At 48.8% G+C, this 26,485-nt stretch carries 27 protein-coding genes; 9 read left to right on the plus strand and 18 right to left on the minus strand.

From position 1 onward, the window contains the following. Window positions 1-241 precede the first annotated feature (241 nt). On the minus strand, window positions 242-1,000 hold the full coding sequence (locus EV211_RS08150; protein ID WP_133528940.1) for a DUF134 domain-containing protein: 759 nt from the start codon (window positions 998-1,000) through the stop codon (window positions 242-244). Window positions 1,001-1,129: 129 nt separating this feature from the next. On the opposite strand from EV211_RS08150, the gene EV211_RS08155 reads away from it, so the two are divergent. Further along, on the plus strand, window positions 1,130-2,098 hold the full coding sequence (locus EV211_RS08155) for a biotin--[acetyl-CoA-carboxylase] ligase (protein ID WP_133528941.1): 969 nt from the start codon (window positions 1,130-1,132) through the stop codon (window positions 2,096-2,098). Window positions 2,099-2,101: 3 nt separating this feature from the next. Here EV211_RS08155 and EV211_RS11080 read toward each other — a convergent pair whose 3' ends face one another. Genes EV211_RS11080 through cobT form a run of 5 tightly spaced genes read right to left on the minus strand, consistent with a single transcriptional unit; the run spans window position 2,102 to window position 6,658 of the window. Further along, window positions 2,102-3,826, minus strand: coding sequence for an aldo/keto reductase (locus EV211_RS11080; RefSeq protein WP_133528942.1), 1,725 nt, complete (start codon window positions 3,824-3,826; stop codon window positions 2,102-2,104). Window position 3,827: 1 nt separating this feature from the next. Further along, window positions 3,828-4,214 carry a bifunctional adenosylcobinamide kinase/adenosylcobinamide-phosphate guanylyltransferase gene (locus EV211_RS08165; RefSeq protein WP_133528943.1) on the minus strand — a complete coding sequence of 129 codons (387 nt, stop codon included), beginning with the start codon at window positions 4,212-4,214 and terminating at the stop codon, window positions 3,828-3,830. A gap of 10 nt (window positions 4,215-4,224) precedes the next feature. Continuing rightward, window positions 4,225-4,992: an adenosylcobinamide-GDP ribazoletransferase gene (locus EV211_RS08170; RefSeq protein ID WP_133528944.1), complete on the minus strand. Its 768-nt coding sequence runs from the start codon at window positions 4,990-4,992 to the stop codon at window positions 4,225-4,227. Next, on the minus strand, window positions 4,989-5,525 hold the full coding sequence (locus EV211_RS08175; protein WP_133528945.1) for a bifunctional adenosylcobinamide kinase/adenosylcobinamide-phosphate guanylyltransferase: 537 nt from the start codon (window positions 5,523-5,525) through the stop codon (window positions 4,989-4,991). Before EV211_RS08175 ends, EV211_RS08170 begins: the two co-directional genes overlap by 4 nt. Beyond that, window positions 5,525-6,658, minus strand: coding sequence for a nicotinate-nucleotide--dimethylbenzimidazole phosphoribosyltransferase (gene cobT, locus EV211_RS08180; protein ID WP_133528946.1), 1,134 nt, complete (start codon window positions 6,656-6,658; stop codon window positions 5,525-5,527). The genes EV211_RS08175 and cobT overlap by 1 nt, the downstream gene beginning before the upstream one ends. 140 nt (window positions 6,659-6,798) lie before the next feature. Between cobT and EV211_RS08185 the strand changes: the two genes are divergently transcribed. The 3 genes from EV211_RS08185 (at window position 6,799) to EV211_RS08195 (ending at window position 9,871) form a co-directional block, all read left to right on the plus strand. Beyond that, a complete protein-coding gene (locus EV211_RS08185) occupies window positions 6,799-7,728 on the plus strand; it encodes a DMT family transporter (protein ID WP_133528947.1) in 930 nt (309 codons plus the stop codon). Window positions 7,729-7,772: 44 nt separating this feature from the next. After that, entirely contained in the window at window positions 7,773-8,324 is a 552-nt protein-coding gene (locus tag EV211_RS08190; RefSeq protein WP_330564642.1) for a hydrolase, read from the plus strand. Window positions 8,325-8,518: 194 nt separating this feature from the next. Beyond that, on the plus strand, window positions 8,519-9,871 hold the full coding sequence (locus EV211_RS08195) for an NCS2 family permease (RefSeq protein WP_133528949.1): 1,353 nt from the start codon (window positions 8,519-8,521) through the stop codon (window positions 9,869-9,871). 463 nt (window positions 9,872-10,334) lie between these two features. On the opposite strand, the gene EV211_RS08200 is transcribed toward EV211_RS08195, so the two are convergent. From EV211_RS08200 to EV211_RS08225, 6 genes are all read right to left on the minus strand, one after another. Next, entirely contained in the window at window positions 10,335-10,814 is a 480-nt protein-coding gene (locus tag EV211_RS08200) for a peptide deformylase (protein WP_133528950.1), read from the minus strand. Window positions 10,815-10,826: 12 nt separating this feature from the next. Then, entirely contained in the window at window positions 10,827-11,891 is a 1,065-nt protein-coding gene (locus EV211_RS08205; RefSeq protein WP_243108579.1) for a radical SAM protein, read from the minus strand. Between the two features lie 14 nt (window positions 11,892-11,905). Further along, window positions 11,906-12,196 (minus strand): helix-turn-helix domain-containing protein, encoded by a 291-nt coding sequence (locus EV211_RS08210; RefSeq protein ID WP_133528951.1) that lies wholly within the window; start codon window positions 12,194-12,196, stop codon window positions 11,906-11,908. Window positions 12,197-12,264: 68 nt separating this feature from the next. Next, complete coding sequence (locus tag EV211_RS08215) at window positions 12,265-12,933, minus strand: alpha/beta fold hydrolase (RefSeq protein WP_133528952.1); 669 nt, start codon at window positions 12,931-12,933, stop codon at window positions 12,265-12,267. Further along, window positions 12,930-13,346 (minus strand): DUF523 domain-containing protein, encoded by a 417-nt coding sequence (locus EV211_RS08220; RefSeq protein WP_133528953.1) that lies wholly within the window; start codon window positions 13,344-13,346, stop codon window positions 12,930-12,932. The genes EV211_RS08215 and EV211_RS08220 overlap by 4 nt, the downstream gene beginning before the upstream one ends. 10 nt (window positions 13,347-13,356) lie before the next feature. After that, the gene (locus EV211_RS08225) at window positions 13,357-14,349 is read right to left on the minus strand and encodes a helix-turn-helix domain-containing protein (protein WP_133528954.1); all 993 of its coding nucleotides are present in this window, start codon (window positions 14,347-14,349) and stop codon (window positions 13,357-13,359) included. 182 nt (window positions 14,350-14,531) lie between these two features. Between EV211_RS08225 and EV211_RS08230 the strand changes: the two genes are divergently transcribed. The 4 genes from EV211_RS08230 (at window position 14,532) to EV211_RS08245 (ending at window position 18,584) form a co-directional block, all read left to right on the plus strand. Then, entirely contained in the window at window positions 14,532-15,281 is a 750-nt protein-coding gene (locus tag EV211_RS08230) for a GNAT family N-acetyltransferase (protein ID WP_133528955.1), read from the plus strand. Window positions 15,282-15,317: 36 nt separating this feature from the next. Continuing rightward, a complete protein-coding gene (locus tag EV211_RS08235; protein WP_133528956.1) occupies window positions 15,318-16,553 on the plus strand; it encodes an AI-2E family transporter in 1,236 nt (411 codons plus the stop codon). A gap of 11 nt (window positions 16,554-16,564) precedes the next feature. After that, window positions 16,565-17,221 carry an HAD family hydrolase gene (locus tag EV211_RS08240; RefSeq protein WP_133528957.1) on the plus strand — a complete coding sequence of 219 codons (657 nt, stop codon included), beginning with the start codon at window positions 16,565-16,567 and terminating at the stop codon, window positions 17,219-17,221. 811 nt (window positions 17,222-18,032) lie between these two features. After that, window positions 18,033-18,584, plus strand: a complete 552-nt coding sequence (locus EV211_RS08245; protein WP_133528958.1) for a phosphoribosyltransferase family protein — start codon at window positions 18,033-18,035, stop codon at window positions 18,582-18,584. Window positions 18,585-18,651: 67 nt separating this feature from the next. Here the strand turns inward: EV211_RS08245 and EV211_RS08250 are convergent, their stop codons facing one another. The 5 genes from EV211_RS08250 to srtB are packed head-to-tail and all read right to left on the minus strand — an operon-like array spanning window position 18,652 to window position 22,522. Further along, a complete protein-coding gene (locus EV211_RS08250) occupies window positions 18,652-20,256 on the minus strand; it encodes a Spy0128 family protein (protein WP_133528959.1) in 1,605 nt (534 codons plus the stop codon). Between the two features lie 2 nt (window positions 20,257-20,258). Next, window positions 20,259-20,405 (minus strand): hypothetical protein, encoded by a 147-nt coding sequence (locus tag EV211_RS10755; RefSeq protein ID WP_166635414.1) that lies wholly within the window; start codon window positions 20,403-20,405, stop codon window positions 20,259-20,261. After that, a complete protein-coding gene (locus tag EV211_RS08255) occupies window positions 20,402-21,058 on the minus strand; it encodes a hypothetical protein (RefSeq protein ID WP_133528960.1) in 657 nt (218 codons plus the stop codon). The genes EV211_RS10755 and EV211_RS08255 overlap by 4 nt, the downstream gene beginning before the upstream one ends. Continuing rightward, window positions 21,051-21,764: a LytR/AlgR family response regulator transcription factor gene (locus tag EV211_RS08260; protein ID WP_133528961.1), complete on the minus strand. Its 714-nt coding sequence runs from the start codon at window positions 21,762-21,764 to the stop codon at window positions 21,051-21,053. The genes EV211_RS08255 and EV211_RS08260 overlap by 8 nt, the downstream gene beginning before the upstream one ends. 8 nt (window positions 21,765-21,772) lie before the next feature. Further along, entirely contained in the window at window positions 21,773-22,522 is a 750-nt protein-coding gene (srtB, locus tag EV211_RS08265) for a class B sortase (RefSeq protein ID WP_166635415.1), read from the minus strand. A gap of 130 nt (window positions 22,523-22,652) precedes the next feature. Between srtB and EV211_RS08270 the strand changes: the two genes are divergently transcribed. Then, window positions 22,653-24,182, plus strand: a complete 1,530-nt coding sequence (locus EV211_RS08270; RefSeq protein ID WP_133528963.1) for a phosphohexomutase domain-containing protein — start codon at window positions 22,653-22,655, stop codon at window positions 24,180-24,182. A gap of 52 nt (window positions 24,183-24,234) precedes the next feature. On the opposite strand, the gene EV211_RS08275 is transcribed toward EV211_RS08270, so the two are convergent. Continuing rightward, window positions 24,235-26,295 carry a Cna B-type domain-containing protein gene (locus tag EV211_RS08275; RefSeq protein WP_133528964.1) on the minus strand — a complete coding sequence of 687 codons (2,061 nt, stop codon included), beginning with the start codon at window positions 26,293-26,295 and terminating at the stop codon, window positions 24,235-24,237. Window positions 26,296-26,485: the final 190 nt, after the last annotated feature.

Below are 26,485 nucleotides of genomic sequence, written 5' to 3' on the forward strand. Positions count from 1 at the left end.
CACGCAAAATCCAAATAATATACTAAGGCCCCTAACACTTTGAAATCACAAGGTTTAGGGGCCTTTTACGCTTTTTTTACTGTCAAAGACAGGATCTTAACATATTATGGTTGGAAAATAAAGTATTTGTGCAGATATTCAGCAATTCAACACAAACAAATAGAGCTGCTGCGCAAGCAACAACTCTTCTTTGTTTGCCTTAATAGTGGAAATGTGTCTAGGGACAAATATTTCTAATATCTTAGCATCTATGTCCACAGCCACCTTCACCATGGCCGTGTCCACCGCAATTATGATCTTCCCCGTGTCCGCCGCAGTTGTGGCCTTCGCCATGACCGCTGCACTGAGGATCCTCGTTATACTGTAATTTCCCTGAAACCAGCGCTTCTGCCGCTGCGTCAGCCTCGCCGGAAACTCCGCCGAAAAGCTTGATGCCGGCTTCTGCCAGCGCTATCCTGGCGCCGCCGCCGATACCTCCGCAGATCAGCGTGCTGATACCTTTGTCCTTAAGGAATCCTGCCAGAGCGCCGTGGCCGCTGCCATTAGCATTCTCGATTTCCGATGATACGATTTTACCATCCTCAACATTATACACCTTAAAGTTCTCACAATGTCCGAAATGCTGAAATATCTGTCCGTTTTCATAAGTTACTGCTATTTTCATATTGTTATTTCCCTCCGTTAATTTTCCTGTTTTCCTGTTTTCACTGCTGTAATTGAAGTCTCCACCTTCGACCAGCAGGATCTTCTCGTTGACGAGAGCATCCGCCAGTTTCTTCCGTGCGCTGTCATAAATATTGGTGACAGTTGGCCGGGAAACTTCCATAGAGGCCGCGCATTCTTCCTGGTTCAGGCCCTTAAGATCTATGAGTCTGATGGCTTCATATTCTTCAACAGTCATTGTTATGGTCCTGCTTCTGTCGCAGCCGCCACCGATAGGAACGAATCCCTCGCTGGTGGGCATGGAGCTGATCATTCTGCATTTTCTTGGTCTTGCCATAAGAGTCCTCCTGATTAGTTTTTAACATATGTTAGTTATATGATAACACGTTTCTGACTTATGTCAAGAACTATTTATTGACTTCCGCCGCATTTATTCATATAATCATAGTAAATACGGAGGTGCATTATGTCCACTAGAACAGAATTACTGAAATTGCTGCAGGAGGCTGACGGGCAGTACGTATCGGGCCAACTCATAGGAGAGAATCTCCAGGTGTCCCGCAACGCTATATGGAAAGCCGTCACTCAGCTTAAGAAAGACGGTTATGAAATAGAATCCAAGACCAATATGGGTTACAGACTGGCAAAGGGCAATGACCTGCTGACCTGCGATTCCGTAATGGCTGATCTCAGGGTGCCATGCAATATCAAGGTCCTGGACACGGTGACTTCCACCAACGATCTGGCCAAGGCCGAGGCCCTGAGCCACAAGCCCCTTGCTATTATCGCCAATAAACAATCCAAGGGCAAAGGCAGACTTGGCAGGGCTTTCGAATCTCCCGGCGGCACGGGCCTGTACATGACCATGGCATTGAAGCCGGACTTCGATCTGGACAAAGCACTCTTTGTGACTATGGCCGCGGCCGTGGCTACATGCAGGGCTATTGAAAAAGTCTGCGGCGTCCACGCCGAGATCAAGTGGGTCAATGACATTTTCTACAGGAACAAAAAAATCTGCGGCATTCTCACGGAAGCCCAGACAAACTTTGAAACGGGAAAAATAGACAGCCTCATAATCGGCACCGGCATCAACTGTTTCCCGGGCAGTTTCCCCGAGGCCATCAAGGACATAGCAGGGCCGATTTCAGACCAGGCAGGCTCCTTCTCACGAGGCAGACTGGCAGCAGAGATCATCAATGAAACCGTAGACATCCTTTCTGCCATCGGCGAGAATAGTTTCTTCGAAGAATACAAGAGCAGATGCTTCATTCTGGGCCGGGAAATCACTATCCATCCCAATTACAATGATGAGGGCATCAGGGCCAGAGCCCTGGATATCGCCGACGACGGCGGCCTCATAGTGGAATACCTAGAAGGTCCAAATAAAGAAAAAACGGAGACCCTCCACACGGGAGAAATCTCCATTTCCATTTAAATCTTATTTATCAAATATGTCGGCTGCACGAGTCATGTAGTCGACTATTTTTATGTGCTGAGGACAGGCCTCCTCGCATTTGCCGCACTGGATGCAGTCTGTGGCTTTGCCTGCGCCCATAATAGTCCAGTAATATGAATTGGCCGCGCCGTGAGCGTTGTTATATCTGACTACCTGATTCATGCAGTCCATGATGCCCGGAATGTCTATAGATGACGGGCAGCCAGCCACGCAGTATCTGCAACCTGTACACGGGATCCCCGGAAGGCTGTGGAGGATCTCTGCGGCCTTGTTCAGAGCCTTCTTCTCCTCTTCCGTAAGAGGCTTGTAGTTATCTGCTGTCGCCAGATTATCTTCCAGCTGATCCATATCCGACATGCCGCTGAGGACAGTAATAACTCCCGTAAGTCCCATAGCGTAACGCATTGCCCATGATGCCAGCGATGCATCCGGCGCCGCCGCCGTAAGAACATCCCTCGCTTCGCCGCTGAAGTCGGAAAGGTTACCGCCCTTGACCGGCTCCATGATTATGATTGGCTTGAAATGATTCCTCGCTACATCATAACATTTCCGCGACTCCACCTCAGGATCTTCCCAGTCCAGATAATTGATCTGGAGCTGAACGAAATCCACCTCAGGATGATCGTCCAGAATTTTCGCAAGTCCCTCGGCCTTGCCGTGGAAGGAAAAGCCCGCCTTGACGATCTTCCCCTCTGCCTTCTTTTCTTTAAGAAAGTCCCACATATGAAATTTATCAAAGGACGCCAGCTTCTCATCGTCCAGATTATGCAGCAGATAGAAGTCGAAATATCCGGCCCCTGTGCGGGCCAGGGATGTGTCAAACATTGCCTTTGCTTCCTCTTCAGTTTTGGCGCTGAAGGCCGGCAGTTTAGTCGCCAGCTGGAAACTGTCCCTAGGATAGCGGTCCACCAGAGCTGTCTTAATAGCCTCTTCGGATTTACCGGCGTTATAGGCGTAAGCCGTATCGAAATATGTGTATCCCCTGTCCATGAACCTGTCCACCATAGCCTTGGTCATATCCATATCGATCTCGCCGTTTTTCTCCGGAAGCCTCATAAATCCGAAGCCCAGCTTCTTTATATCCGTTATTTTCTCATACATACTCGGTTCTCCTCCCTCGAATTCTACCATGTAACCCAAGCCCGGATCCGGCATCCAGTCCCACATGGAGCCGTTGACCTGCGGGAAAAGCTCCTGCATTATGGCCGATATGACGCCGCCGTGACAGACCATGACTGTAATGGCATCCTGGCCTCCATGTCTGTGGGACCACTCCTTCATTCTGTGAAGGTTGACCAGCTCTTTAAGACCCTTGGAAACTCTCGCCGCAAACTCATTCCTGGACTCGCCGCCCGGAAGTTTCACATCGCCGGTCTCGTCATATGCCCAGTCATGAAATCCCTCATATCCCTTAAGCTCTTCGTAAGTCTTGCACTCATATTCTCCGAACTGCATCTCATTGAGAAGGGGCAAAGGTTTCCGCGCCCGGTCTCCGTATATGATCTGAAATGTCTCGTCGGTCCTGGACAGAGCTGAAGTGTAGCAACCTGCGTCATCAGGAATATCCGGGTATATGCCCCGGTCTCTGAACTTCTTAAGTGTCTCCTTACCTTCCGCCGTAAGCGGAAGATCCGCCTTGCCGTAAAACCACTTTCTGTCATTACCCTCTGTAATTCCGTGTCTGATAAAATATATCCTTGAAATCATGCTATTCTCCCTTGATCACTTCCGGTATGCCGCAAAACACGCGAATGACCTTGTCCGCCTGCTGCCCCAGGTGTACCAGGCACCTGCCGGTCATCTCCCGCCATTCTCTTTCGGTAGCGTCCATAGGCACCACACCCTGAGAAATATCATCGCAGATGATTATTTTGTCATGCAATTTGTCCGCATGCTCGTCTATGCATTCCCGCGGGTCTATGTCTTCCCTGACACAAGCCAGCACAAAACGCTGCATGTTGTTTATGATCTTTTTGTCAAAGTCCAGGGCCATGCTCCCGCCGTCGCAGTGGAAAACGTCTTTCTCCTGCAGGCCGTATTCAGCCTTGGCGTAGTCAAGCTTTCCCTGAAATGCTCCTCCTATGATAAGTACCATTGGCTTCCTCCTATAATACAATTGCTGCCGTGATTATGGCCGCTAACTCTCCAAAACAAATAGTATAACCGGCGATGTCTCCGCTCATGCCGCCCAGCTGTTTCTGGGCAAAGGCACTTGCGCATATGCAGGCCGTGCCCTCAACGCATATTATAATGGGATCCGCCATCGAAATAGTATCTATACCGAATATGAGTACCCATATGATCAGGAAAACCATAGCTTCGATGATCATAACCAGCTGATATTTCCACTTGCCTTTTTCCTCGTGATCTGCCGCGTACTGACTGTGACCTATAGGGTCCTTCGCCAGAACATCCCAGCCTGCGTTGAGTCGGCTGACGATGGGGATAAGGAAATACACCAGCAGATGCGTGCTCTGGATCTGAACAGTCATAGCCGCATACCAGCCCAGAAGGAGGAACACCACCGACACTACGGCGAAGGCTCCCACATTGGAATCCTTCAGTATCCTTTGCCTCTCCTCCAAGGGTCTTCTGGAAAGGATGGCGTCATTGCAGTCCATGAATCCATCCAGATGCATGAAACCGCAGATGGCAAAGAGAAAGAACACAGCTGCGAAAGCCGTGACCTGATCCGGAACCCCGAACCACAACATGAGCTCTATTACTATGACCCACAGGGCGCCGATTACAGCACCTATGGCCGGTAGAAACATGAGCATCATGTTCAGCAGTTTGCTATCCCATTTTTTATATGGGCAGGGCAGAGTTATGAAATTGCCCCAGGCCATGAAAAAGGCCGTTATATACTTCATTTCCACTCCTTAAATACTCCGAAGGATACTTCTATGACCTGGTCGCAGGCTTTCGCCAGCTCCCTGTCGCAGAAGGCCAGTGACCTCCGGTAGTTTTCCGTTACTTCATCAAATTCTCTGGCATCGGAATATATATAGTCCGACACGAAGACAGTATTCCCCGTGCGGGCCGCAAAGTCCGCAAGCTCCGCTGCTACCTTTGTGCCTGCGTCGCTATCATAAGAACCGTCGGCTTTGAACATCTCGTTGGACAGAAGCGCCGTAACGCTGTCCATGAGAAATACCCCGCCGACGTCTACGCCTGCATCACCCAGACATCTGCATAAGTCCACCGGCTGCTCCAGGGTGGTGAAGCCCCAGCCCCGCCGGGCCTCTATGTGCCGCTCGATGCGTATGTCGTCCTCCGCGTCCCTGGGGATCATAGTCGCAATGTAATACAGAGGCAGATCCTTCTCCCGGGCCATGGCCTGAGCCAGCCGCTGAGCGTGAAGGGATTTGCCGTTCTTACAACCGCCGCTGATAAAAATATTCATCAGAAGAAATTTCCTTTCCTGATTTCATCCAGATAGCTGTCGTCTATGGAGCCCTCGGCCAGAGTCTTCATGAGGCTCATGTGGGCGCAGGATGCCTCGATGACTTTGAAGGCCACAGGACAGCCGCTGCCCTCGCCCAGGCGCATGCCCAGATCGAACATAGGCGCCAGGCCCAGTCTTTCCATAGCGGCCACATAGCCGATTTCCTTGGATTTATGAGAAGCAAACATATAGTTTGTGACCATCGGATTTAATTCCCTGGCCATGCAGGCCGCAACGATGGAAATGAACCCGTCGATGACTACAGGAATGTGGTTCTTCGCCGCGCCCAGGAAAGCTCCCGTCATGGCGCAGATATCCAGGCCACCTACGTTAGCCAGCTTGTCTATAGTGTCCATGCCTGCGCAGCGTTTGGTTGCCTCGGCAACTATGCGATACTTGGTCTGCAGGCCCTCGTTGTTCAGCCCGCCGCCGCGGCCGACGATGTCTTCCGCTGTGATGCCCGTAATGGCCCCCAGCAGACATGAGCTTGTGGTGGTGTTGCCTATGCCCATTTCGCCGATGCCACAAAGCTGAACGCCGGCCTTTTTCATGGCGTCTGCCGCCTCAAAACCTACTAAGATGGCTTTCACTGCCTGCTCTCTTGTCATGGCCGGCTCTACTGCCAGATCGCGGGTTCCATTTTCTAATCGCCTATTAACGATTTGTATTGGAATCCCACCGTCCGGGGTGTTCATTTCATCTGTGTACAGATCTTTCGGAATGTCCATAGCCACGCCCACGTCAGTGACCAGAAGGTCTATGCCGAAATACCTGGCCTGGGAACTGACTCCCGTTATCCTCCTGGTGAAATTGATGGTCTGGCTCTGTGTGACAGACTGAGGCGCGGAAGCAACTCCCTCTGCTACTACGCCGTTGTCGGCGCACATAATAGCCACGCACTGTTTACGCACGTCGTTATCCTTCACCTTGCCCGTTATGCCTGCGATCTTGATCGATATATCCTCCAGCTTGCCGAGACTCCCCGGTACCTTCGCCAGGACCGACTGCCTCTCTCTGGCAGCTGCTATTGCCGCCTGATCAGGCTCATCTATAGAGCCGGCCAGGGCCATTACTTTTTCTTCTTCAGTCATTATTTTTCTCCCTTTGTTCGTGATACAACCATATTATCATATTTTTGTGTAAAAAAAAAGGATTGGCGTATTGTAAAAGTGCCCTACATTGAATATAATTGATACTGTAGGTAATTTGAAAAAGAAAAGGAAGAATTTTTATGAGTAAAAGATTGAAAAGTGATGGATTGCTGCTTTTGACAGCATTTATTTGGGGATCGGCCTTCGTAGCCCAGAAGGTGGGCGCGGATATCGGAACCTTCACATACAACGGCATCAGAACATTTATCGGAGGACTGGTATTGATACCTGTCATTTTATTTTTAGACAGCAGATCTAAGAAGAAGAATCCTATCGATAACAGATCCGCTTCAGACAAGGCGGCGGAGAAGAAACTTCTTATCATCGGCGGCCTTTGCTGCGGACTGGCTTTATTCATAGCCTCCACCCTGCAGCAGTACGGCATCGGCTTCACCACAGCCGGCAAGGCAGGTTTCATCACCTCCCTGTACGCTGTAATCGTACCGATCATGTCTATAGTACTGGGCAAGAAGGTACGCCCTATCGTGTGGCTATGTGTCCTTTGCGGCGCCTGCGGTCTGTACCTCCTGTGCATACCTAAAGGCTCGGGATTCCACCTGCAGATGGGCGACCTGTTCGTGCTTATATGCGCCTTCGCATTTGCTGTACATATCCTGGTCATCGATTACTTCTCGCCAAAGGTAAACGGCGTGAAGATGTCATGCATCCAGTTCCTCTTCGCAGGTGCTATCGGCATAGTCTGCATGTTCATTTTCGAGAATCCTGACATTTCGGCTATTATGACCGCATGGCTGCCTATAGTTTACGGCGGCGTATTCTCCTGCGGTATTGCTTATACCCTTCAGATCGTGGCTCAGGCTGACGCAGATCCAACAGAAGCATCTCTGATACTCTGTCTGGAGTCGGTATTCTCAGTAATCACAGGAGCTCTCATCCTCGGCGAAAGCATGGACATGCGCGGGCTGCTGGGATGCGCCCTCATATTCGGAGCTGTAATAGTATCGCAGCTGCCGTCTAAGTCAGAAAAGTTGCAGGCTAAAGGCAATTAGCGTATAATAACACTATTGATTTTAAACGATAGGAGATACATGTTATGATAAACAGAGATGAAGCATTAGAACTTTTGAAAAAATATAACAAAGAAGAATTTCACATCCTTCACGGCGAGACTGTTGGAGGCTGTATGAAGTGGTTCGCCAATGACCTGGGTCATGGAGACGAGGCTGATTACTGGGAGATCGTAGGTATCCTTCACGATATCGATTTCGAAATGTGGCCGGACGAGCATTGTGTCAAGGCTCCTGAACTTCTGAAGGAGGCCGGTGTTCCTGATGATATGATCCATGCTATCTGCTCTCACGGTTACGGACTCTGCTGTGATGTAAAGCCTGAGCTGGAAATGGAGAAGGTCCTCTTCGCCTGCGACGAACTGACGGGACTTATCGGAGCTGCGGCTCTCATGCGTCCATCCAAAAGCTGCAAGGATATGGAGCTGAAATCACTTAAGAAGAAATTCAAAGACAAGCACTTCGCTGCCGGCTGTGACAGAGATGTTATCAGGCAGGGCGCCGAGATGCTGGGCTGGGAACTTGACGACCTCATGAACAAAACTCTGGAGGCCATGAAGGCCCTGCCTAATTCATAAACCCAAACACGAACATTATGCAAGCTTTCCCGACGGAAAGTTTGCATTTTTTATTACTGCCAGCAAAATTACCAGGCAAAGTTCATTTTGTTCAAGGCAAATTTCGAATAAAACTTGAACTATGCATAAGCTATTGTGTATAATAATTATATGTTTTTTAATTTTGGTCAAGTTATTATAAGGAGAAAGATTATATGGAAAAACTTTTCAAACTGAAGGAACATGGTACCGACGTCAAGACTGAGATGACCGCCGGACTTACCACCTTCCTTGCTATGGTTTATATCCTGGCTGTAAATCCAAACATTCTGTCAGCCTCGGGTATGAGCAATGCCGCTGTATTTACTGCAACTGCAGTATCTGCCGCATTCGCAACTCTGGTAATGGCCTTCTACGCCAACTACCCTGTAGCCCTTGCATCAGGCATGGGACTCAACGCTTATTTCTCGTACAGCGTATGTATTCCTCTGGCACAGGCCGGAGTACAGGATCCTTGGAAAATCGCCCTTGCAGCAGTATTCTGTGAAGGAATCATCTTCATCCTGCTTTCACTGACAAACTTCCGTGAAAAGCTGGTCAACGATATCCCTGGAAACCTGAAATTAGGTATCACCGCAGGAATCGGCTTATTCATCACTATTATAGGACTGAAAGAGGCAGGTATCGTTATTGGCGATGCTTCAACACTGGTAGCTCTTGGATCTTTCAAGACTCCACAGGTGGTCCTGGCTCTTGTCGGTTTCCTGATCATAGCTATCCTTTCCCACTACAGGGTCAAGGGCGCTATCCTCATCGGCATTCTGTCCACATGGGTAATGGGTATGATTGCTCAGGCGACAGGCTGGTATCAGGTCGATGTAGCTAACGGAGTTTACTCTGTATTCCCAAGCATGAGCGGCGGACTGTTCTCAACGGATGTAAACTGGTTCTCGTTTGATTTCGGCTGGATAGGAAACAACCTCATGGACTTCGTAGTCATCGTGTTCTCCTTCCTCTTCGTTGATATTTTCGATACTGTTGGAACTCTTATCGGTATTGCCAATAAAGGAAATCTCCTTGATGAAAACGGCAAGCTTCCAAGAGCTAAGCAGGCTCTCCTTTCCGACGCTGTCGGCACAGTATTCGGAGCTTGCATGGGAACTTCTACAGTAACGAGTTATGTAGAGTCAAGCGCAGGTGTTGCTGAAGGCGGAAGAACCGGTCTTACAGCTCTGACAACAGGTATCCTGTTCCTGATTGCTCTGCCGTTCTCACCGATATTCCTGGCTATTCCGGGATTTGCAACTACTCCGGCTCTGGTATGGGTAGGACTTCTGATGATCAGCTCCATCAAGCAGATGGACTTCGACGGAGATATTGCGGATGTCATCTCCGGATTCATGGCTATCATCATGATGCCTTTCACATATTCCATCGCCAACGGAATCATGTTCGGAATGCTTTCATGGGTTATTCTGAAGGTCTGCACCGGCAAGATCAAAGATGTCAACGGCATCATGTGGATCTGCTTCGTGCTCTTCGCATTCAGGATATACACGTTGATATAGCGACAATTCACGATACGAAAAAACCGGCTGCGGCCGGTTTTTTAATGGTACGATCCGTGGGTCGCGCACCTTATATTAATAATTTGGTCGTATACGTGCGCGCCCGCACGTATGCCCCCTTATTTAGGAAGGAAGGTGCGTTTTGGCAGGTCATCAATTGGTTTTTCGCACTTATCGGTGATTCTCAGAGCATGGAGGTGCGCATATTGGAATTTCAACGATTGTCCTCGCACTTATCAGCTGCTGTAGAGGATAAAAAGTGCGTTTAAAGCCTAATTTAATGTCATATATTACCATTTATGGATAATATGCCTAGCGGGGCGCACCTTGACATCTTGAATCGGGCCAATACGTGCGCTTTTGGTTTACAATAACAAAAAATTCGCACTATCGTTCTGAGTATCAGCCCAATACGTGCGCGGTACAATCACCTGGTCTTTTCAAGGCAATTCTTGGGCGGCTCTTACTCCTTGATTACGAATGACTTGTCGTCGATTGCTCTCATAGTGGAAAGGATTCCATCCAGATGATCGTACTCGTGCTGGATCAGTTCCGACATATCTCCACTGAAACTGATTTCGCAGTCCTCCCATTTCTCATTCTTATAATGGACTGTACAATCCTTATGGCGCATTACGCGGACAAGGAGTCCCGGGAAAGACATACAGTCATCCAGCACCTCGTACATCCTCACATCAGGGAACTCCAGAACAGGATTAATGAACAGAATCGGAGTATCCAGATGCCTGTAAATTACCCGCTTATGGACTCCAATCTGCGGAGCAGCGATAGCACGGCCAACACCGTACTTTTCACGAAAAGCCAGAAGCGTGTCCCTGAGATCCTCTTTGATTTTCAGGATATAATCAAGCTCATCCTTTGTTACCTCTGTACTTTCCTCATACAACGCTTGGTCACCCAGCAACAATATTTTCTTTTCCATTGGATCATCTCCCTACAAACTCATAACTTCATCTTCATGCATATACAGTTTACAGCCACCGTAATGGGGCTGACCATCACAACTTATATTTCGAATTTTTTCGAAGAAATCCGACCTTAATGCAGCTTCTACGCCACTTTCCGCCACGTTGACCTTGTAATAGGGCGAGAATGGGCAAGGCTCAGCGCCGCCCTGTGGATTGATGTGGAAGAAGCCGCGGCCGGCAGCCAGACAGCCTTCCATTTCCTGCTCGTCTCCCGGGAACGGCAGAATGCCCATATCGCCGCGAGCCGCCTTCAGTTCAGCCACGCGGTCCTGCAGCCAGGCAGAATCCTCCGCCGTAAGAACCAGATCGTCAGTATTCTTTTGTACCGGCACATATTCAATATAGAACACCAGACCGCAACCGCCTTCGTAAAGGCCACGGACGAAGCCACTGTCTGTTACAGCCTTCATATTCTCGTGAGTCACTGTGACCGAAACGGCATATAGGATCCGCCTCTTCGCCAGCTGGCCGATCACCTGCTCTATGCGTTTTCCAACGCCTGGTCCCCGCCTGGCGTCAGTCATCTCAGCACTTCCTTCTATGCTGATGACAGGAATCAGATTCCTGTTCATATCGAAGAGCCTGTAGTACTCCTCATCAAATAAAAGTCCATTGGTAAAAACCGGAAAGGCCATGTTTTTAATGGCAGCACAGGCTTCTATGACCGGCCTGTTAAGCAGCGGTTCACCACCGGCAATGAGAGTAAAAGACACGCCAAGACCAGCGGCTTCATTGAACATATCCGACCATTGGTCAGTGGCAAGAGGCGTAGTCACATCATCGCACATGCCATCACCGCGAGCATAACAGCCTGCGCAGTGAAGATTGCATTTCGACTCGATACTGGCAATCAGAAACGGCGGCACATGGAGGCCCTCGGTCTCATGAAACTTGCGTTTATTAGCCGCCCGCTTCAGGGCAGGCACGAACCTGGCCATGAACATACGCCCTTTCGAATTTTTCATATAATATTTAGTAACGTTAGACGCCAGGGCTTCAATGCCTGCGTCCATATATTTATTTAATTCCAATGATTACTCCTCTTTTAGCTATTAGCAGACTTAGGTACGAACTCAAGTTTTAGATTATATCCAAGCCCATCCGCCAATTTTTTAAGCATATTAAGGGATGGATTTCTACTGCCATTCTCTAACTTGCTTATGTCCGCTTGGTTCATCCCTACTTTATCAGCAAGCTCCTTTTGCGTCATATTCTGATTTTTTCTTGCTGTTGCCATTGCACGAATAATATCCAATTCCGGCTGAATAGCTTCATACTCTTTCCTGAAATTATCATCCTTCATTCTGTTATTTAAATCTTCTTTAAAAGTTTTCATTTTACTCACCAGCCATTCCTTCACCTCTAACTACATAATATGGCATTTTTGCCATATTGTCAATCACACTACACTCCCTCCCTCAGGAATTCATCCACCCGGCTGTTGAATTCTGCCGGGTTTTCCCTGGCAACAAAGTGCGACCCCTTGATGATTGCCAGCTCCGCCCCGGGGATGCTGCCTGCTATAAGACGGGTGTGATTTTCTTTGATCAGGTCGCCGGTGCCGGCCATTATCAGAGTCGGCGCCGTTATCTGCGCAAGCTCAGCCGGGTCTATGTCCGGATCGCGAACCATAAGGCCGAACATCTCCGCACGTGACCATGGTCCGAAGGTCTTCGTCCAGTAATAACCTACAGTCACAGGCACCTGGGCCCAGGCTTTGACGCCCTTTGGGAACAGGTTGGCGCCGTCGGCAATGAGCCGTCCTACCAGCTGCGGATATTTCATGGCAAAGATCAATCCGATATTTCCACCGTCGGAAAAGCCTAGAATATGAGCCTTCTCTATGGCGTGCCTGTCCATGAAATCTGCCAGGTCGTCGGCGAACTGCCTGATGGTGAACGGCGCCGCGCCCCGCGGCGATCTGCCGTGGCCACGGGTGTCTATGGTTATAACGCGATATTTCTCCGCGAAATGATCTATCTGATTTCTGAAGTACGTGCCGTCCTCGTTATTACCGTGCAAAAGTATCAGCGGCATTCCGGCGCCTTTCTCTTCGTAATAAAGGTCTATCATATATCCTCCACATCGACGACTTGAAAGCCTGCATCTATAGCCATCTGAGCAAAAACGCCGTTGCCGGTAACTTTTTTGCCGCTGAAGGTCCCGTCATAGACGATGCCTACGCCGCAGCTGGGACTTCTCGACTGAAGTACGACCAGATCGACCTTCTCGGCTTTTGCCAGGTCCAGAGCCTTCTCCGCTCCCAGGCGGAACTCTTTATCCACATTTCTGCCATCCCGGGACATGACTACACCGTCCCTTATTTCACAGGGCTCGCGAGGTGTCTCAAGACCGCCCAGCATCTCCGGGCAGACCCGCACTATCTCACATTCCTCGGCATATGCCAGGACCTTCTCGTTCAGATTGTTGCCGCCGCTGTATTTGCAATTATCGCCCATAAGGCAGGCGCTTACCATTATCTTCATTTCAACCTCGCTATCTGTTTCTACGATTTTCCGATTTGATTTTCATTACCATTATACCCCTGATGCCCGCGAAGAGAACACCAGCCACAGGCCAGATTATCCATGACCTGCCCCAGCTGTCGAAGCCGAAACTGATAGCCAGGTAGATAGCCGTCGCCGAGCACCAGTAGATCCCCGGGAAGAACTGCAGCTTCTTCTCTGTGTCCTTGGCTTCCTGAGTGAAATCCTCCTCCTGCATGAGAGCCTTGTAGCTGTTCTCGATGGTCCCCACCCGGACGAATATGTTCACGCCGAAGGAGACGAATATCAGCAGGATACCTACGCATGCCGTGGTCAGCGGGTCGCTGTCCTTGATCGTCGACAGCATCAGCGGAACCACACTGACTATGCAGAGGATCACACCTGTAGTTATGCCTTTGCGGTAGGTGGCGGCGAATTCGCTGCGCCGCTTTTCCACGATACCCTTGACCCCATACTGCAAGGTGATGTTGTCTTTCTTAATATATTCGTAGGGTTTCAGCTGGAAGCCCATGCCGATGAGGGCGCCCACGCCGCAGGCTACCATTATGAGCAGCACCACCATACCGATGCCGGTGGCCATATTGTCTGACATGTGATATTTCCGGCTGTCTGTAAATGCCGCCAGAACTACCAGGCATACAGGTGATAGAACAAAGGTCTGCACGGCCAGGGCCGTCTTTCTGGAGAATGCCTCGGTCATGTCCATGAATCCGTTGGCTTCCTCTACAGATACGCTTCTATTATTGTCCTCACTGTCCCGGGTTTCCGAAGGCGTTTCCATTTCTATTTCATCCTTCAAAAGGAAGTCTGTACTGACGCCGAAGAGATCGCTCATGTTGACGATCTTCTCCATGTCAGGGATGGAATTGCCGCTTTCCCATTTGGACACGGCTTGTCTGGACACGTCCAGCTTATTAGCCAGCTCCTCCTGAGACCAGCCGCACCTCTTTCTCAATTTAATTATTTTGTCAGCTAAAATCATTTCTAATACCTCGTTTCTTTTGATTTCGTTAACAAAACTATACCTGTAAAGGCGGTTGCCCGCCACCAGCCGAGCCTTGAAATATGTCAACTGACGGTTGCGTTTGGCGAAAATACGCTACATAGGTCTATTATACCATAACCCAGTATGGTATAATAAATAAAAAAATCAGGAGGTCATCTATGCTTATTATTGATGTGAAATATACGGTAAAGCCCGGCATGCGTCAGGACTTCTATAACGCTATAATGAATAACGGCATCGCGGAAACATCACGCCACGAGGCCGGAAATCATAAATACGACTATTCCTTTCCCAAGGACGAGGCCGATGTGCTGGAGCTGAAGGAAATATGGGAGGACGCGGAAACTCAGAAAGCTCACACAGAAACCGACAACTTCAGAAAGCTTGGCAAGTTGAAGGAGACCTTCGTCTTAAGCACGGAACTTCATAAGCTGACGGCCAGACTTGCAACGCCGGCTGACCTGGGCCGCGTGGCTGAAATAGAAGCCGAGGCCTTTCCGCCTTCTGAGGCGGCATCCCTGGAAAAATACACCTGGCGGCTGGCCCATTACCCGGAGTATTTCTTCGTAGGCGAGCAGGACGGCGTCATCGAAGCCGTAGTAGACATAATCCCAACGGCGAAGGACGTCATCAAGGACGACATCTTCGAAATGGACGAGCTCCCGGCAGGGAAAAACGCGGCCGTCCTTACTGTAATGACTTCAGCAGACTGCCGGCGGCAGGGCATGGCAGGCCAGCTTTTGTCCTACGCCGTAGATGAAATGAAAGCCCGGGGCATGACCGAATCCTGCCTTACGTGCAAAGACCGGCTCATACATTATTATGCGAAGTTTGGTTTTGAGAAGGTCGGAGTGTCGGAATCTGTCCACGGCGGTGCGATTTGGTATGACATGGTACGGAAATTGTAGTATAATGTATGAAAAATACGGTAAAGGGGTGATTTGATGCAGACTATCAAGGATCTGTTCAATGACAAAAAACTGATGAAATACAGCGCGTTCGTGGCTTTCACCATGGTGCTGGTCTATGTCATCTATTTCATAATCAAGAACCTGGACGTGATACTGGGTGCCTGCGCTAACGGCATCGGCAGTGTCTTAGGGGCGTTCACGGCTCTCTTCATAGGCATACTGCTGGCATATATTCTGGATCCGGCCGTTGAATTCTTCGACAGAAAGTTTATCAAGAAGATATTCAAGGACAAGGCGGATCCTGAGAAAAACGTCAAACGCCAGAAGAAGCAGCGGCTCATCTCCACTGCTATAACTTATCTTGCGATCTTAGCGGCTATAATCATAGTAATATACATATTCACGTCGCTGCTCATAGGGCACCTGGCCCACACATCATTCAACGACATGGTTGATTCCATAACCAACTATGTGGTCAGCATCGAGCACACGTTCAAGAGCTGGACCGCACACTCGCCGTCTAACGCTCTGACGGAGAAGCTCACGTCTCTGAGCGACAGCATCCTGAAATGGTTGTCGAATAATTTCAACGCCCAGAGCGCTTTGGCAAAGCTGGCCAGCTTCGGCGGGGCCATAGTCAACTTCTTCCTGGGACTACTGGTAAGTTTCTGGCTGGTTCTGGATAAGGACTACTTCGTAGGCGGACTGAAAAGGCTGTCTTCAGCCATATTACCTGACAAAGAGGAAGACCGCCTGGAGCGCAATCTCCACGAAATCGATGACATACTGTCTCACTTCATCAGAGGCATCTGCCTGGACGCAGTGATAATCGCAGTTCTGTCTTCTATAGTTCTGACTATTTGCGGTCTGAAATACGCAGTCATAATAGGCATATTCGCAGGTCTCTGCAATGTAATACCATACTTCGGCCCGATAATGGGAATGATACCGGCTTTCTTCGTTGGTTTCCTCAATGGAGGTCTGGTAAGCGGCATAATCCCGGTCATCGCACTGTTTGCAGTGCAACAGGTGGATTCCAACTTCATCTATCCTAAGGTAGTTGGCGGTTCCACAGGTCTGCATCCTGTACTGGTCCTGTTGGCCGTTGTCGTAGGCGGCGTCTACGGCGGCATCGTAGGCATGCTTATCGCCGTACCTATCGCAAGCATCATGAAACTGTACGCATTCAAATTCGTAAAGCATATGGAAGCAAGGAAGAACGCCAAGCTCACTGAAGGAAAGGAAACACAGGTCAAAGACAATGAATAGGAGAATTTTACGTGAAATATAAACTCGCAATTTTTGATTTAGACGGAACCATCTTGGACACGCTGGCGGACTTAACTGCCAGCGTCAATTATGCTTTGGAGAGGTTCGGATACCCTACCCGCACGGCGGCTGAGGTCCGCCGATTTCTGGGCAACGGCTCTGTAGTCCTTATGACTAAGAGCCTGCCTTCCGGAACTTCCGAAGCTGACAGGAACAAAGTCCTGGACTTTTACAATGACTATTACCAGGCCCACTGCAACTTAGAGACCCGGCCATACGAAGGCATTCCGGAACTCTTTTCTAAGTTGAGATCGGCTGACTGCAAGATTGCCGTAGTTTCCAACAAACCCGACTCAGCCGTTCAGGTCCTTTGCCGGGAACATTTCTGCGATTCCCTGGACGCTGCCACTGGCCAGCGGTCCGACGTAAGAAAAAAGCCTGCTCCGGATGCCATCAATGACATTCTGAACAAGCTTTCTATCGATCGTAAGGATTCCGTCTATGTAGGCGATTCCGAGGTGGACATAGCCACAGCAGGAAACGCGGCAATGGACTGCATCTCTGTAGAATGGGGCTTCCGTGACCGGGACTTCCTGATGGAGTCCGGCGCCACAGTCGTAGCCTCTGATGTAGCAGAACTGGCCCAAATGCTTGGCATAATGATATAATTCATATATAATACTCAGAAAAAGGGGGGGAGAAGGTGATTATACCCTTGATCTATTTACAGAAGTAAGCATTAAAGAAGCAGAGAAAATTGCCAATAACATTCAACTCGTAAAATAAAATAATATATTTGTCCCCAAACCCCTTCCTTGTTCGTTATATATAGTGAACGGATAAAAAGTGTAACAAAATCAATTAGTAAGTAAGGAGTATTATATACGTAATAAAATAAAAATTTTAGCTTATGTAGGGACGTGTGCGATTATACTCATTTTCTCAGTGTTATTGTATAATATGTATGCTACAACTAATAGCACTCTTCAACAAGATTTACGTGGCATATCAGCAGCGAGTTCTAGGGTGTGTAATTCGAACGATTCAGTGCTTGCTGATGGAAAATATAATGATTTGATGAGTAATTATGCTATATCTGTAAGGTATCACATAAATAATATCAATAGCATTAGTGAAAGTAATATGCTATACGGCAAGTACAATCTAGCGAATTTTAGCAATTTCATCTTAGAAGTTGTAGATGAGAAACCCAAAAATCTTTCGGAAAGAAAACATTGCATAGATACAATAGAAAAGATTGCTCAGGAACTAGACTCTATCAGCGACCTTGGCATAAATTACAATTTCATAAGTGATTCTAGAGATGTTACTTCAAAAGTTCAAGCAATTGAAGGTATTTGCAGAGAATGGGAATAAAATTCTTGCGGTCATTTCTTATTTCACATCGTACTTTCCTTGCAACCAAGCCATCAAGAGAGTATAATTCTAGTGTAGCAAAAATGAAAGGAAACGTAAGAAATGTTTTATGAAATGACCATAGCAGGACTCAAGAGGCAGCTCCCTCTCTGTCCTATCAACAAGGATCTTTATATCGCAGCTTTCATCATGTTCAACGATGTTGAGATCACACAGGTCGCAGCGACAGAACTCCTGAAGAAAGCGCCGGAATTCGACGTCATCGTGACAGCAGAATCCAAGGGCATCCCACTTGCTTATGAAATGGCAAGACAGGCCGGCGGCAAGGATTACATCGTAGCCCGTAAGGCTCCTAAGCTCTATATGACTAACGTCATTCAGACTAATGTCGATTCAATTACCACAGATCACATTCAGACACTTTGCATCGGACAGGCTGAAGCCGATCAGATCACCGGCCGCAGAGTCCTCATAGTAGATGATGTCATCAGCACCGGCGAGTCCCTGAAGTCCATGGAACTTCTGGTCAACAGCGTCAAGGGAAATATCGTAGGCCGCATGACCGTTCTGGCAGAAGGCGGCGCAGCCCACAGAGACGACATCTCATTTTTGGAAGAACTTCCGGTATTCAACGCCGACGGATCGATCAAATAGAAAATCTTAGAGAATAGAAAAACCCCGACATCTCACTTAAATGTGAAAGCCGGGGTTTATATATTTTCTAGCCTGCCACATTGGACGGATCTGCTGTCTGATTCAGATACGGCTTGTCGTAACTGTTCATAAGCTGCCAGTAGACTTGATGACCGATGACATAATTGTCAGGATGACACTCGTCCACTTCAATGGTAAATGTCAGCGTCACCGAGCTGCCTGCCGGTATCTTCCTGACGAACCAGCTGGCGTGTTCACGCTGATCGATGCAACCGTAATATCCGGTCTTGTCTACGGACCAGAAAGTCGTACGATCCGGCATATACCGCCTGACATAAACACCCGCCGCATCGCCTTTGCCCTTGTTGGTGATCTTGATGGTGTACTTTATTTTCTGCCCGCCTTGGGCGTACCTGGCAGTGCTGCTGTCAGTCTCCCTGACCACAAGCTTCGCAGGCTCCGCCTTATTGGCGAAGGCCACCTGATCAGCCAGGGTATCACCTTTGTAATATGACACGCCGGCCGACAAAATATCATGGCTGCCGCCGACAGAAACCACCGCCTTGTATTTACTGTCATCGTAGGTGACGCCAGCCTCCGAGCCCGGCTTTTGTTGTATGTAATATGTATACTGCCCGGCTTCGCCGTAGTTCATAGGATCAAAGGTTACTGCGGCGCCGTCGTTTTGTTTCGTCTGTAGAACATTCCCGTCAGCATCGGTCAGGACAAAATCATACTTCTGCAGGTCTGACGGTGTCTTGCCGTTGACAGTGACCCCGGCCGTTATAGTTGCCGTGGCTGAGCTTCTGACTGCGTAGCTGAATGTGCCTGTCTCGAAGGACCATGGCGCTCTGCTGTAACTGCCTTCGATTTTAAAATTCTCTGACCCCGTAAGGCTCATGTAAACCTCATAGCCTCCGAAGACATCCTTCGGATCGAAACTGTAGGATACTGATTTATCCCCATATGTAAATGTGTAAGTGCCGTATCCGGTGGCCTGATCGGTAACCGTCCATTTGACTGTTACATCGTAAGTCCCGGCGCTGTTGCCTGAACCGCCTGTATTTACAGTCTGAGCGTCTTTGACTGATTCCCATTCGCTGCTCGAATCCGTCGGCGTGGCTATAGCCATATGAGGCGTCGTAGCCGATGCGGATGTCCAGCCGTGACCTGCAAGGGCCGCCTTCAGGGATGCACCGTCGAGGTTGTAGTCGGCACTGTCGTAAGAATCTATTTCCGATACAAGGCCTTTGGCCGCATAAGCACTGTCTGCTGACTGCTTATACACGCATAGGCCCGAACCGCTGGCAGTCCCCGTTACGCTGTAGTCCTTATTCGGCTGGAACGTAATGGTGAAGCCGTCAGGAGCGTTGGTATCGGTCAGCCTTCCGGAATATGTAAAGCTTCTGGAAAAATCCACGGTCTTCTTAGACGTCAAAACATAACTTAAGACTTTGTCTGAGCTGTTGCCGTCGCCGACGGTCAGCTTGTTCCCCTGTGCAGTTATGAGGCCGGCCGAGCCTGAAATGCTCATGTTGAAGTCATTGGCCAGATCGCTGAAATCCGATGAAGCCGCCTCCGCCCCGGATCCCACGTCAAATATCAGAGGACCGTTAAACAGCACTCCGCATATCAAGACCGACATTAATATTGTCATTATCTTTTTCAACATAGCTACTTACCCTTAATATCTTCCTTTTTCCTTATGGTCAGATCACTTTCCACGTAGGATACCTTCTTCTTCAGGACGAAGTATAATATGGTCCCCACTATTATTATGGCGGCCAGGATCACCAGGCCGATAACTCTTCTCATTATCATTGATCTTCCTCTGCCTCCCTGCGTTTCTTCGCTATCCAGAACATAACTTTAATAAGAGGCAATAATAAAATTATGAAGAATATGGATGCTGCTCCATTAGCCCCTACTATGGCAACATCAGCCGCACCCAAAGGCACTATGCTGTCGGAGCCGCTTCCGCCGCCTTCATTACCCCCGCCGTTGCCGCCGGGCTTATGCTTGCTTTTCTTGTCATTATCGGTGCCAGCCCCAGGCTGATCCCCAGTGCGAGTTTGGTTCCCGCCCAGGATCACGCCGCCGCCTATGTTTGGCTTCGGTCCTGCGGGCAGCACGCTTATGGACGCATATTCCACATGGTCAGGATCGTTCATGCATACGCGGCATCTGAGGCCCTCGGCTGACTTGGTAGCAGCCTTGGCAACATTCCAGGACCCCCACCTGTGTCCCGTTGCCGGGATAGACTCCGTGTAAGAATAATCGCATTTGTTACAAGTATACCTACGCAGGCCTTCAGCGTCTGATGCCGCGTGTCTGACCACGGTGATCGTGTATTCATGATCGCCGCCTGCTGGGCACTGATCTTCCGCAAAGACCTGAGAATATGAGGTTGTAAGCACCAGAAGTACTGAAACTATCAGCACTGACAGTCTGACGCAGACCCTTCCTTTATTCATCCTTTTCACCTTTCATTGCCACTTTCAAAGCCTTATAGTACTTGCGTCCCACCGGCAGCTCTGCGCCGTCAGACATTATTGCCTTCTCATAGGTGAATGACGTTATGTACTTGGTCGACACCAGATATGACCTGGAGATCCTCACGAAGCCTCTGGCAAACAGAAGATTCTCCAGTTTACCCATGGTGGAAACGAACTCGAAAGATGTCTCCCCATAGTATACGGTGACGATTTTCTGCATTATTTCGAAATACCTGATCTCATTGACAGGAACATTTCTGTATTCTCCTACGCCGGTCAGAAGCATATATTCGCTCTGCTTCTCTACGACCATATCCACCGCCTTAAGAAAGACCTCCTCTATTCTCGCCGGCGTTGCCACATCCTTCACCAGGTAGTTGTTGGCATGGACATCGAAAGCGTGGAATACCGCCTCCTTGGATCTGGTCAGGAAAATGATTTCCCCTCCGTATCCATTGTCACGTAGCTTCTCTGCTGTGACCAGTCCATCTGTCCCGGGCATTTTCACGTCCATGAATATCATGTCTGTATCTTTGATGATATTATTCATATCAAACAGCAGATGATCTCCATCCTCCACCTCTGTGAATCCGGCGTGGATCTTCCTCTTATCACAGATCTCCTGCAGGACCGATCTGTAATGATTCCTTGCCGTCTGTTCATCATCGCAAATTAATATCTGCATAATCCGCTCTATCCTTTCTTGACTAATTTCCCATACACAACAAGTCGTGCCTCATCGAACTCATAAGTGCAGGTGCTCATCATAACGATCTTATCGCTCGGCGATACGCTGACGCCGGTCTTAAGCTCCGTCTTCCCTTGTATCCAGTTGAGATACGCCTGCTTCTCCGCAGTGCTGCTGAAGCTGAACTTGTACTTGCTACTCTCTGCCGGTATGGTAACCGCCGCGAAAATAACCACATCGTACTTGGCCGACGGCGTCGTCAACTTCATGACCGGATGCTTCTCATAATAACTGTGATCGCGATATTCTATGAGAGAATGGAACATACTTCCGTCCTTCATCCGGTGTCCGTAAATGACCGTAAGGAAATCCCCCGTGAAAGGCTTCTGGTTCCTGTAGTCTATGAACAGGGATCCCCTGCCGTTATATGCTCCGGTGACCATATGGGTCAGGTAGAAACTGTTATTGTCCCCCTGAACCACCGGATAATTGATGACCGTGCCCTTATTGTAAAGCCAGGCCTTGACATTCTTATACTTCTTAGCCAGCGCTGCGAAGTCGACCTTGTCGTTGCTTTTCTCCGTTCCCGCGACCTTTTCCACCTGTTTATACGCCTTATCGCCCTGATGGTACTGCCACAGAATAGTTCCGACCTTATACCCGCTTACACAGATGACGCACACCAATACAGCGATGATTATCTTGAAGATCACATCGCTCTTCTTCTTATTCTTTTTAGTCTTATTTTTACTCATACTCACACCTGTTTCCTTTGGGTATATTGTATCATAATTGCGCATTTCTGGCAAAAATTCTCCCTCTGCAACTTGCACTATCCCCTCATATAAAATATAATTGACTTATCAACCACAAGGAGATGTGATAATGTCTAAATATGATTTCAGCAAGCTGCAGAACGGCAGCGATATACGTGGCGTAGCCCTGCCGGGCGTTCCCGGCGAAAATGTGAACCTGGATGCCGAGGCCTGCGGCCGCCTGGCCAAGGGCTTCCTTTACTGGCTGTCAGCCTTCACTCAGAAAGAACCCCGCGATCTGACCGTCGCCATAGGCATGGATCCCAGGCTTTCCGGTCCTGACCTGGCCAAGGCTTTCGCCGAGGCGTTAGCACCTTATGGCACAAAGGTCTGTGCCTGCGGCCTTGCTTCTACGCCGGCTATGTTCATGTCCACGGTTTTCGATGATGTCAGGGCTGACGGAGCCGTTATGATCACAGCCAGCCACCTGCCTTTCAACCGCAACGGCCTGAAATTCTTCTCTGCCAGAGGCGGCCTGAACAAAGGCGATATCACTGATATAATAGTCTTCGCAGAGTCGGATCATATTCTGGACTCCCTGCGCCCGGCTGAAGCCAGTCCTGTGGAGAAACTGGATCTCATGGCCCTCTACTGCAAGCACCTTCGCGACCTGATCATACAGGGCGCCGGCAATGGCCCCAAACCTCTGGAAGGCCTGAAGATAGCCGTAGACGCCGGCAACGGCGCCGGTGGTTTCTACGCTGCGGATATTCTGACTCCTCTGGGAGCAGATGTTTCCGCCAGCCGTTTCCTCGATCCTGACGGCAGCTTCCCTAATCACGCGCCTAACCCGGAAAACTCCAAGGCTATGGATTCCATCCGGGAAGCCGTCCTGACGGGCAAATGCCATCTGGGCCTGATCTTTGATACAGACGTAGACAGAGCCTCGGCTGTAGACGAGACCGGCCGGGAAATCAACCGCAACGGCATAGTTGCCATGGCAGCTGCTTTGATTGCGGACACTCATCCGGGGACAACCGTAGTCACCGACAGCATCACCAGCAACCAGCTGACGGACTATCTGGAAAATGACCTGGGCCTCCATCACCTGCGCTTCAAGCGTGGCTACAGAAACGTCATCAACAAGGCCGTAGAGCTCAACGAGCAGGGCATCGACAGCCAGCTGGCCATCGAGACCTCCGGCCACGGTGCCTATAAGGATAACTACTTCCTGGACGACGGCGCCTTCCTGGCTGCCAGGATCGTCATCAGGGCTGCCCTCCTCCACAAAGAGAACAAAGGTATTTCATCTGTTATTTCAGGTCTGTCTGAGCCTGCTGAGGCTGTGGAAGTCAGACTTCCGATCACAGCTGCTGACGCGGGCGCCTGCGGCGATCAGGCCCTCGCCGCTCTTGCAGACTGGGCCAGATCTTACGACCAGAACGGTCTGAAGATGACCATCGCGGAGCCTAACTATGAAGGCGTCCGGGTCTCCCTCAGTGGCAGTGTCAATGGCTGGTTCCTGCTGAGGAAATCCCTCCACGATCCGCTCATGCCTCTTAATATAGAGACCGAGTCTGCCGGAGGCTGCGACGCCATTCGCAAGGTGCTGGTTCAATGCCTGGGAGAAATAGCCGGTTTGGATATTTCTGAGCTTTAGCTTTCAGTGGATGTCGTTTCTGTGCCGTATTTCTCCAACTGTTTTCCTTCCATTAATTGCGTTTATTCCAATATATGACTGCCGCCAGCAGAGCGCCGCTGAGCAGGAGCAATGTGATATATACTCCGATAGGCGAGTCATCTCCTGTGTCAGGCGCGTGAGGCTCATTGGAACCATAATTATCTGATTGGTTATCATGAGCTCTTACATTATAACTGTTCGTTACTGTGTACTTATCGCCTGACCTCTTGTATTCGGCCCTGTAATAATCTACCTTTGCTTCTTCAACGGTATAACCGGAGGTATCGCTGTTTAATCCTGTGAATTTTCCCGTCCAGCCATTCTTCTTGTTCAGTGTAATATATTTACCGGTATATTTTCCGTTATGGAAAAGCATGATGTCCACCTTGGCTGTTCTGACCTGTGCCTTGTTATTATTGTCCTTCCATATCTTATGCACTGTTATAGTGCCGGCATCAGGTATCGGCTTCTCCGGCACATAGGTATTGGTTATGGTAAAATTGCCGTCTGTACTCATATATTCGGCCCTATAGTTGCTGACGTCCGTTTCCCTGACTGTATATCCTGATGTATCAGCGGCAAGCCCTGTAAATTCTCCTGTCCATTTATTTTCATTATTCAGAGTCAGAGTTTTCCCTGTATCGTTTCCGGCTCCATCCAATAGAGCTATACTTATCGATGCAAGTCTGACTCCAGCCGCATTGTCATTATCATTCCACAACTTGGTGACTTTAACCGTACCATATACCGGTTCAGGTGGCGACGGTTTCGCATATGTGTTTACGAAAGCTGCCGTAGAACCGTATTCTCCTATAGTTCCGGTTATCGTCGCTTTCTCAGCCGTATATCCTGACTTAGACCGTTCAGTTACCGTATATCCAATGCCCTGAGGGACACCGGCTATGACTATCTTGCCTCCTGCCTTAGTCGTCACTGTACTTCCGCTTGCTACTCCGTCATAAGTTCCTCCATCTGAAAATGTAACTGTAAACTGGAACTCATCGTCCGCAGGTGCGCCTTCGCCCTTTACCTCTTTGCTGATGAGAAGGCCGGACTTATTGCCAATGGATATGCTGCCGTTATTAGCAATGGCTCCGCCTTCTGACGATGAGTGATTATCCGTAAATGTAATTGCAGCTTTTCCAGCTGACTCATTGTATTTTTCCTCTGAAAGGGTACTGTGCATATCAACTTCCTTATTTGTGTTCTGATGATACGACAGTTCTGCTTTATCTCTTGTTCCGTCAGAATACCTGCTGCCTTCCACGTCTTTATACCAGCCAAGAGATTCTCCTGCATAATTCAGATCAGATATGTATTCTTTATTCATATCATATCCGGACTTGGATGTTTCTATACTGATATCGTCTCCCTTAACTTTAGCACTGTTTCCATAGAAACTTACCCCTGCAAAGGTATAATAGGATGATGTGCCGAAAGGGCAATTCCATATTCCCCCGCCTGCACTTTCCGCTGTATTTCCTGTGAAAGCTGTTTTATCTGTGTAGATCTGTTTGCAGCCTTCATCGTTATATATGGCTCCGCCCATAGCACCGGCTTTATTACCTGTGAATGTTCCGCTATTGACCGTCATATGACTACCATTAAAACCAAAGATTGCCCCGCCACTGATGCGTGTGGCTTGATTGTCCTTGAATGTACAGTTGTCTATAGTTGATGTCACTTTGTTATTATATATGGCGCCGCCTCCAATCGAACTGTTCCCCGTAAATGTCGCAGAAGAAAGCTTAAGTGTGCAATTAGATGCATATACAGCGCCGCCGGCATCTCCAGCTGTATTACCACTTAAGGTAGAGTTTTCCAGCGTGACAAGGCCTCCGTAAGCATATACTGCTCCGCCATAGGCATCTTTACTTTTTCCATTATTTCCGTTTTTTAATGTTACTCCATCGGTTGTAAATGTGCCCGCAGTATTCACAAGAGGGTTATTTGCTTCGATATTTTTACCATCAACAGTCAATGTATTATTGCCATCGGACTTTAATGTGAGCTTGCACCCTTCTTTGACATCAAACAGCGGATCAGTAAATCGTGCAGCTCTCGATATCGTTACCGATCGACCGCTTGGCATGATAGTAATATCAGCATCGTTCTTTACTTCAAAATTAAGAAAATTTACATTTATATCACTTGATAGTTTGATTATTGTAGGTGTTTTAGTATCCTTTGATGAACTGTCTAAATTCCCTAAAGAGGACCTTCTTATCGGTATGGAATCCACTGCACATTATGCAGAGAATCTTACCTGCTTCCTGTTTTCT

Origin of the sequence: Aminicella lysinilytica, assembly GCF_004362975.1 — a bacterium.
In the GTDB taxonomy this organism is placed as follows: Bacteria; Bacillota; Clostridia; order Peptostreptococcales; family Anaerovoracaceae; genus Aminicella; species Aminicella lysinilytica.

Coding starts and splice junctions, on each gene's coding strand:
- EV211_RS08195 (WP_133528949.1), top strand. CDS start 8,519: ATGGAAAAACTTTTCAAACTGAAGGAACATGGTACCGACGTCAAGACT.
- EV211_RS11080 (WP_133528942.1), bottom strand. CDS start 3,826: ATGATTTCAAGGATATATTTTATCAGACACGGAATTACAGAGGGTAAT.
- EV211_RS08245 (WP_133528958.1), top strand. CDS start 18,033: ATGTTTTATGAAATGACCATAGCAGGACTCAAGAGGCAGCTCCCTCTC.
- EV211_RS08225 (WP_133528954.1), bottom strand. CDS start 14,349: ATGATTTTAGCTGACAAAATAATTAAATTGAGAAAGAGGTGCGGCTGG.
- EV211_RS08155 (WP_133528941.1), top strand. CDS start 1,130: ATGTCCACTAGAACAGAATTACTGAAATTGCTGCAGGAGGCTGACGGG.
- EV211_RS08175 (WP_133528945.1), bottom strand. CDS start 5,525: ATGAATATTTTTATCAGCGGCGGTTGTAAGAACGGCAAATCCCTTCAC.
- EV211_RS08235 (WP_133528956.1), top strand. CDS start 15,318: ATGCAGACTATCAAGGATCTGTTCAATGACAAAAAACTGATGAAATAC.
- EV211_RS08150 (WP_133528940.1), bottom strand. CDS start 1,000: ATGGCAAGACCAAGAAAATGCAGAATGATCAGCTCCATGCCCACCAGC.
- EV211_RS08210 (WP_133528951.1), bottom strand. CDS start 12,196: ATGAAAACTTTTAAAGAAGATTTAAATAACAGAATGAAGGATGATAAT.
- EV211_RS08185 (WP_133528947.1), top strand. CDS start 6,799: ATGAGTAAAAGATTGAAAAGTGATGGATTGCTGCTTTTGACAGCATTT.
- EV211_RS08190 (WP_330564642.1), top strand. CDS start 7,773: ATGATAAACAGAGATGAAGCATTAGAACTTTTGAAAAAATATAACAAA.
- EV211_RS10755 (WP_166635414.1), bottom strand. CDS start 20,405: ATGATAATGAGAAGAGTTATCGGCCTGGTGATCCTGGCCGCCATAATA.
- EV211_RS08250 (WP_133528959.1), bottom strand. CDS start 20,256: ATGTTGAAAAAGATAATGACAATATTAATGTCGGTCTTGATATGCGGA.
- EV211_RS08255 (WP_133528960.1), bottom strand. CDS start 21,058: ATGAATAAAGGAAGGGTCTGCGTCAGACTGTCAGTGCTGATAGTTTCA.
- EV211_RS08270 (WP_133528963.1), top strand. CDS start 22,653: ATGTCTAAATATGATTTCAGCAAGCTGCAGAACGGCAGCGATATACGT.
- EV211_RS08165 (WP_133528943.1), bottom strand. CDS start 4,214: ATGGTACTTATCATAGGAGGAGCATTTCAGGGAAAGCTTGACTACGCC.
- EV211_RS08215 (WP_133528952.1), bottom strand. CDS start 12,933: ATGATAGACCTTTATTACGAAGAGAAAGGCGCCGGAATGCCGCTGATA.
- cobT (WP_133528946.1), bottom strand. CDS start 6,658: ATGACTGAAGAAGAAAAAGTAATGGCCCTGGCCGGCTCTATAGATGAG.
- EV211_RS08170 (WP_133528944.1), bottom strand. CDS start 4,992: ATGAAGTATATAACGGCCTTTTTCATGGCCTGGGGCAATTTCATAACT.
- srtB (WP_166635415.1), bottom strand. CDS start 22,522: ATGAGTAAAAATAAGACTAAAAAGAATAAGAAGAAGAGCGATGTGATC.
- EV211_RS08200 (WP_133528950.1), bottom strand. CDS start 10,814: ATGGAAAAGAAAATATTGTTGCTGGGTGACCAAGCGTTGTATGAGGAA.
- EV211_RS08275 (WP_133528964.1), bottom strand. CDS start 26,295: ATGCCAAGCGGTCGATCGGTAACGATATCGAGAGCTGCACGATTTACT.
- EV211_RS08230 (WP_133528955.1), top strand. CDS start 14,532: ATGCTTATTATTGATGTGAAATATACGGTAAAGCCCGGCATGCGTCAG.
- EV211_RS08260 (WP_133528961.1), bottom strand. CDS start 21,764: ATGCAGATATTAATTTGCGATGATGAACAGACGGCAAGGAATCATTAC.
- EV211_RS08220 (WP_133528953.1), bottom strand. CDS start 13,346: ATGAAGATAATGGTAAGCGCCTGCCTTATGGGCGATAATTGCAAATAC.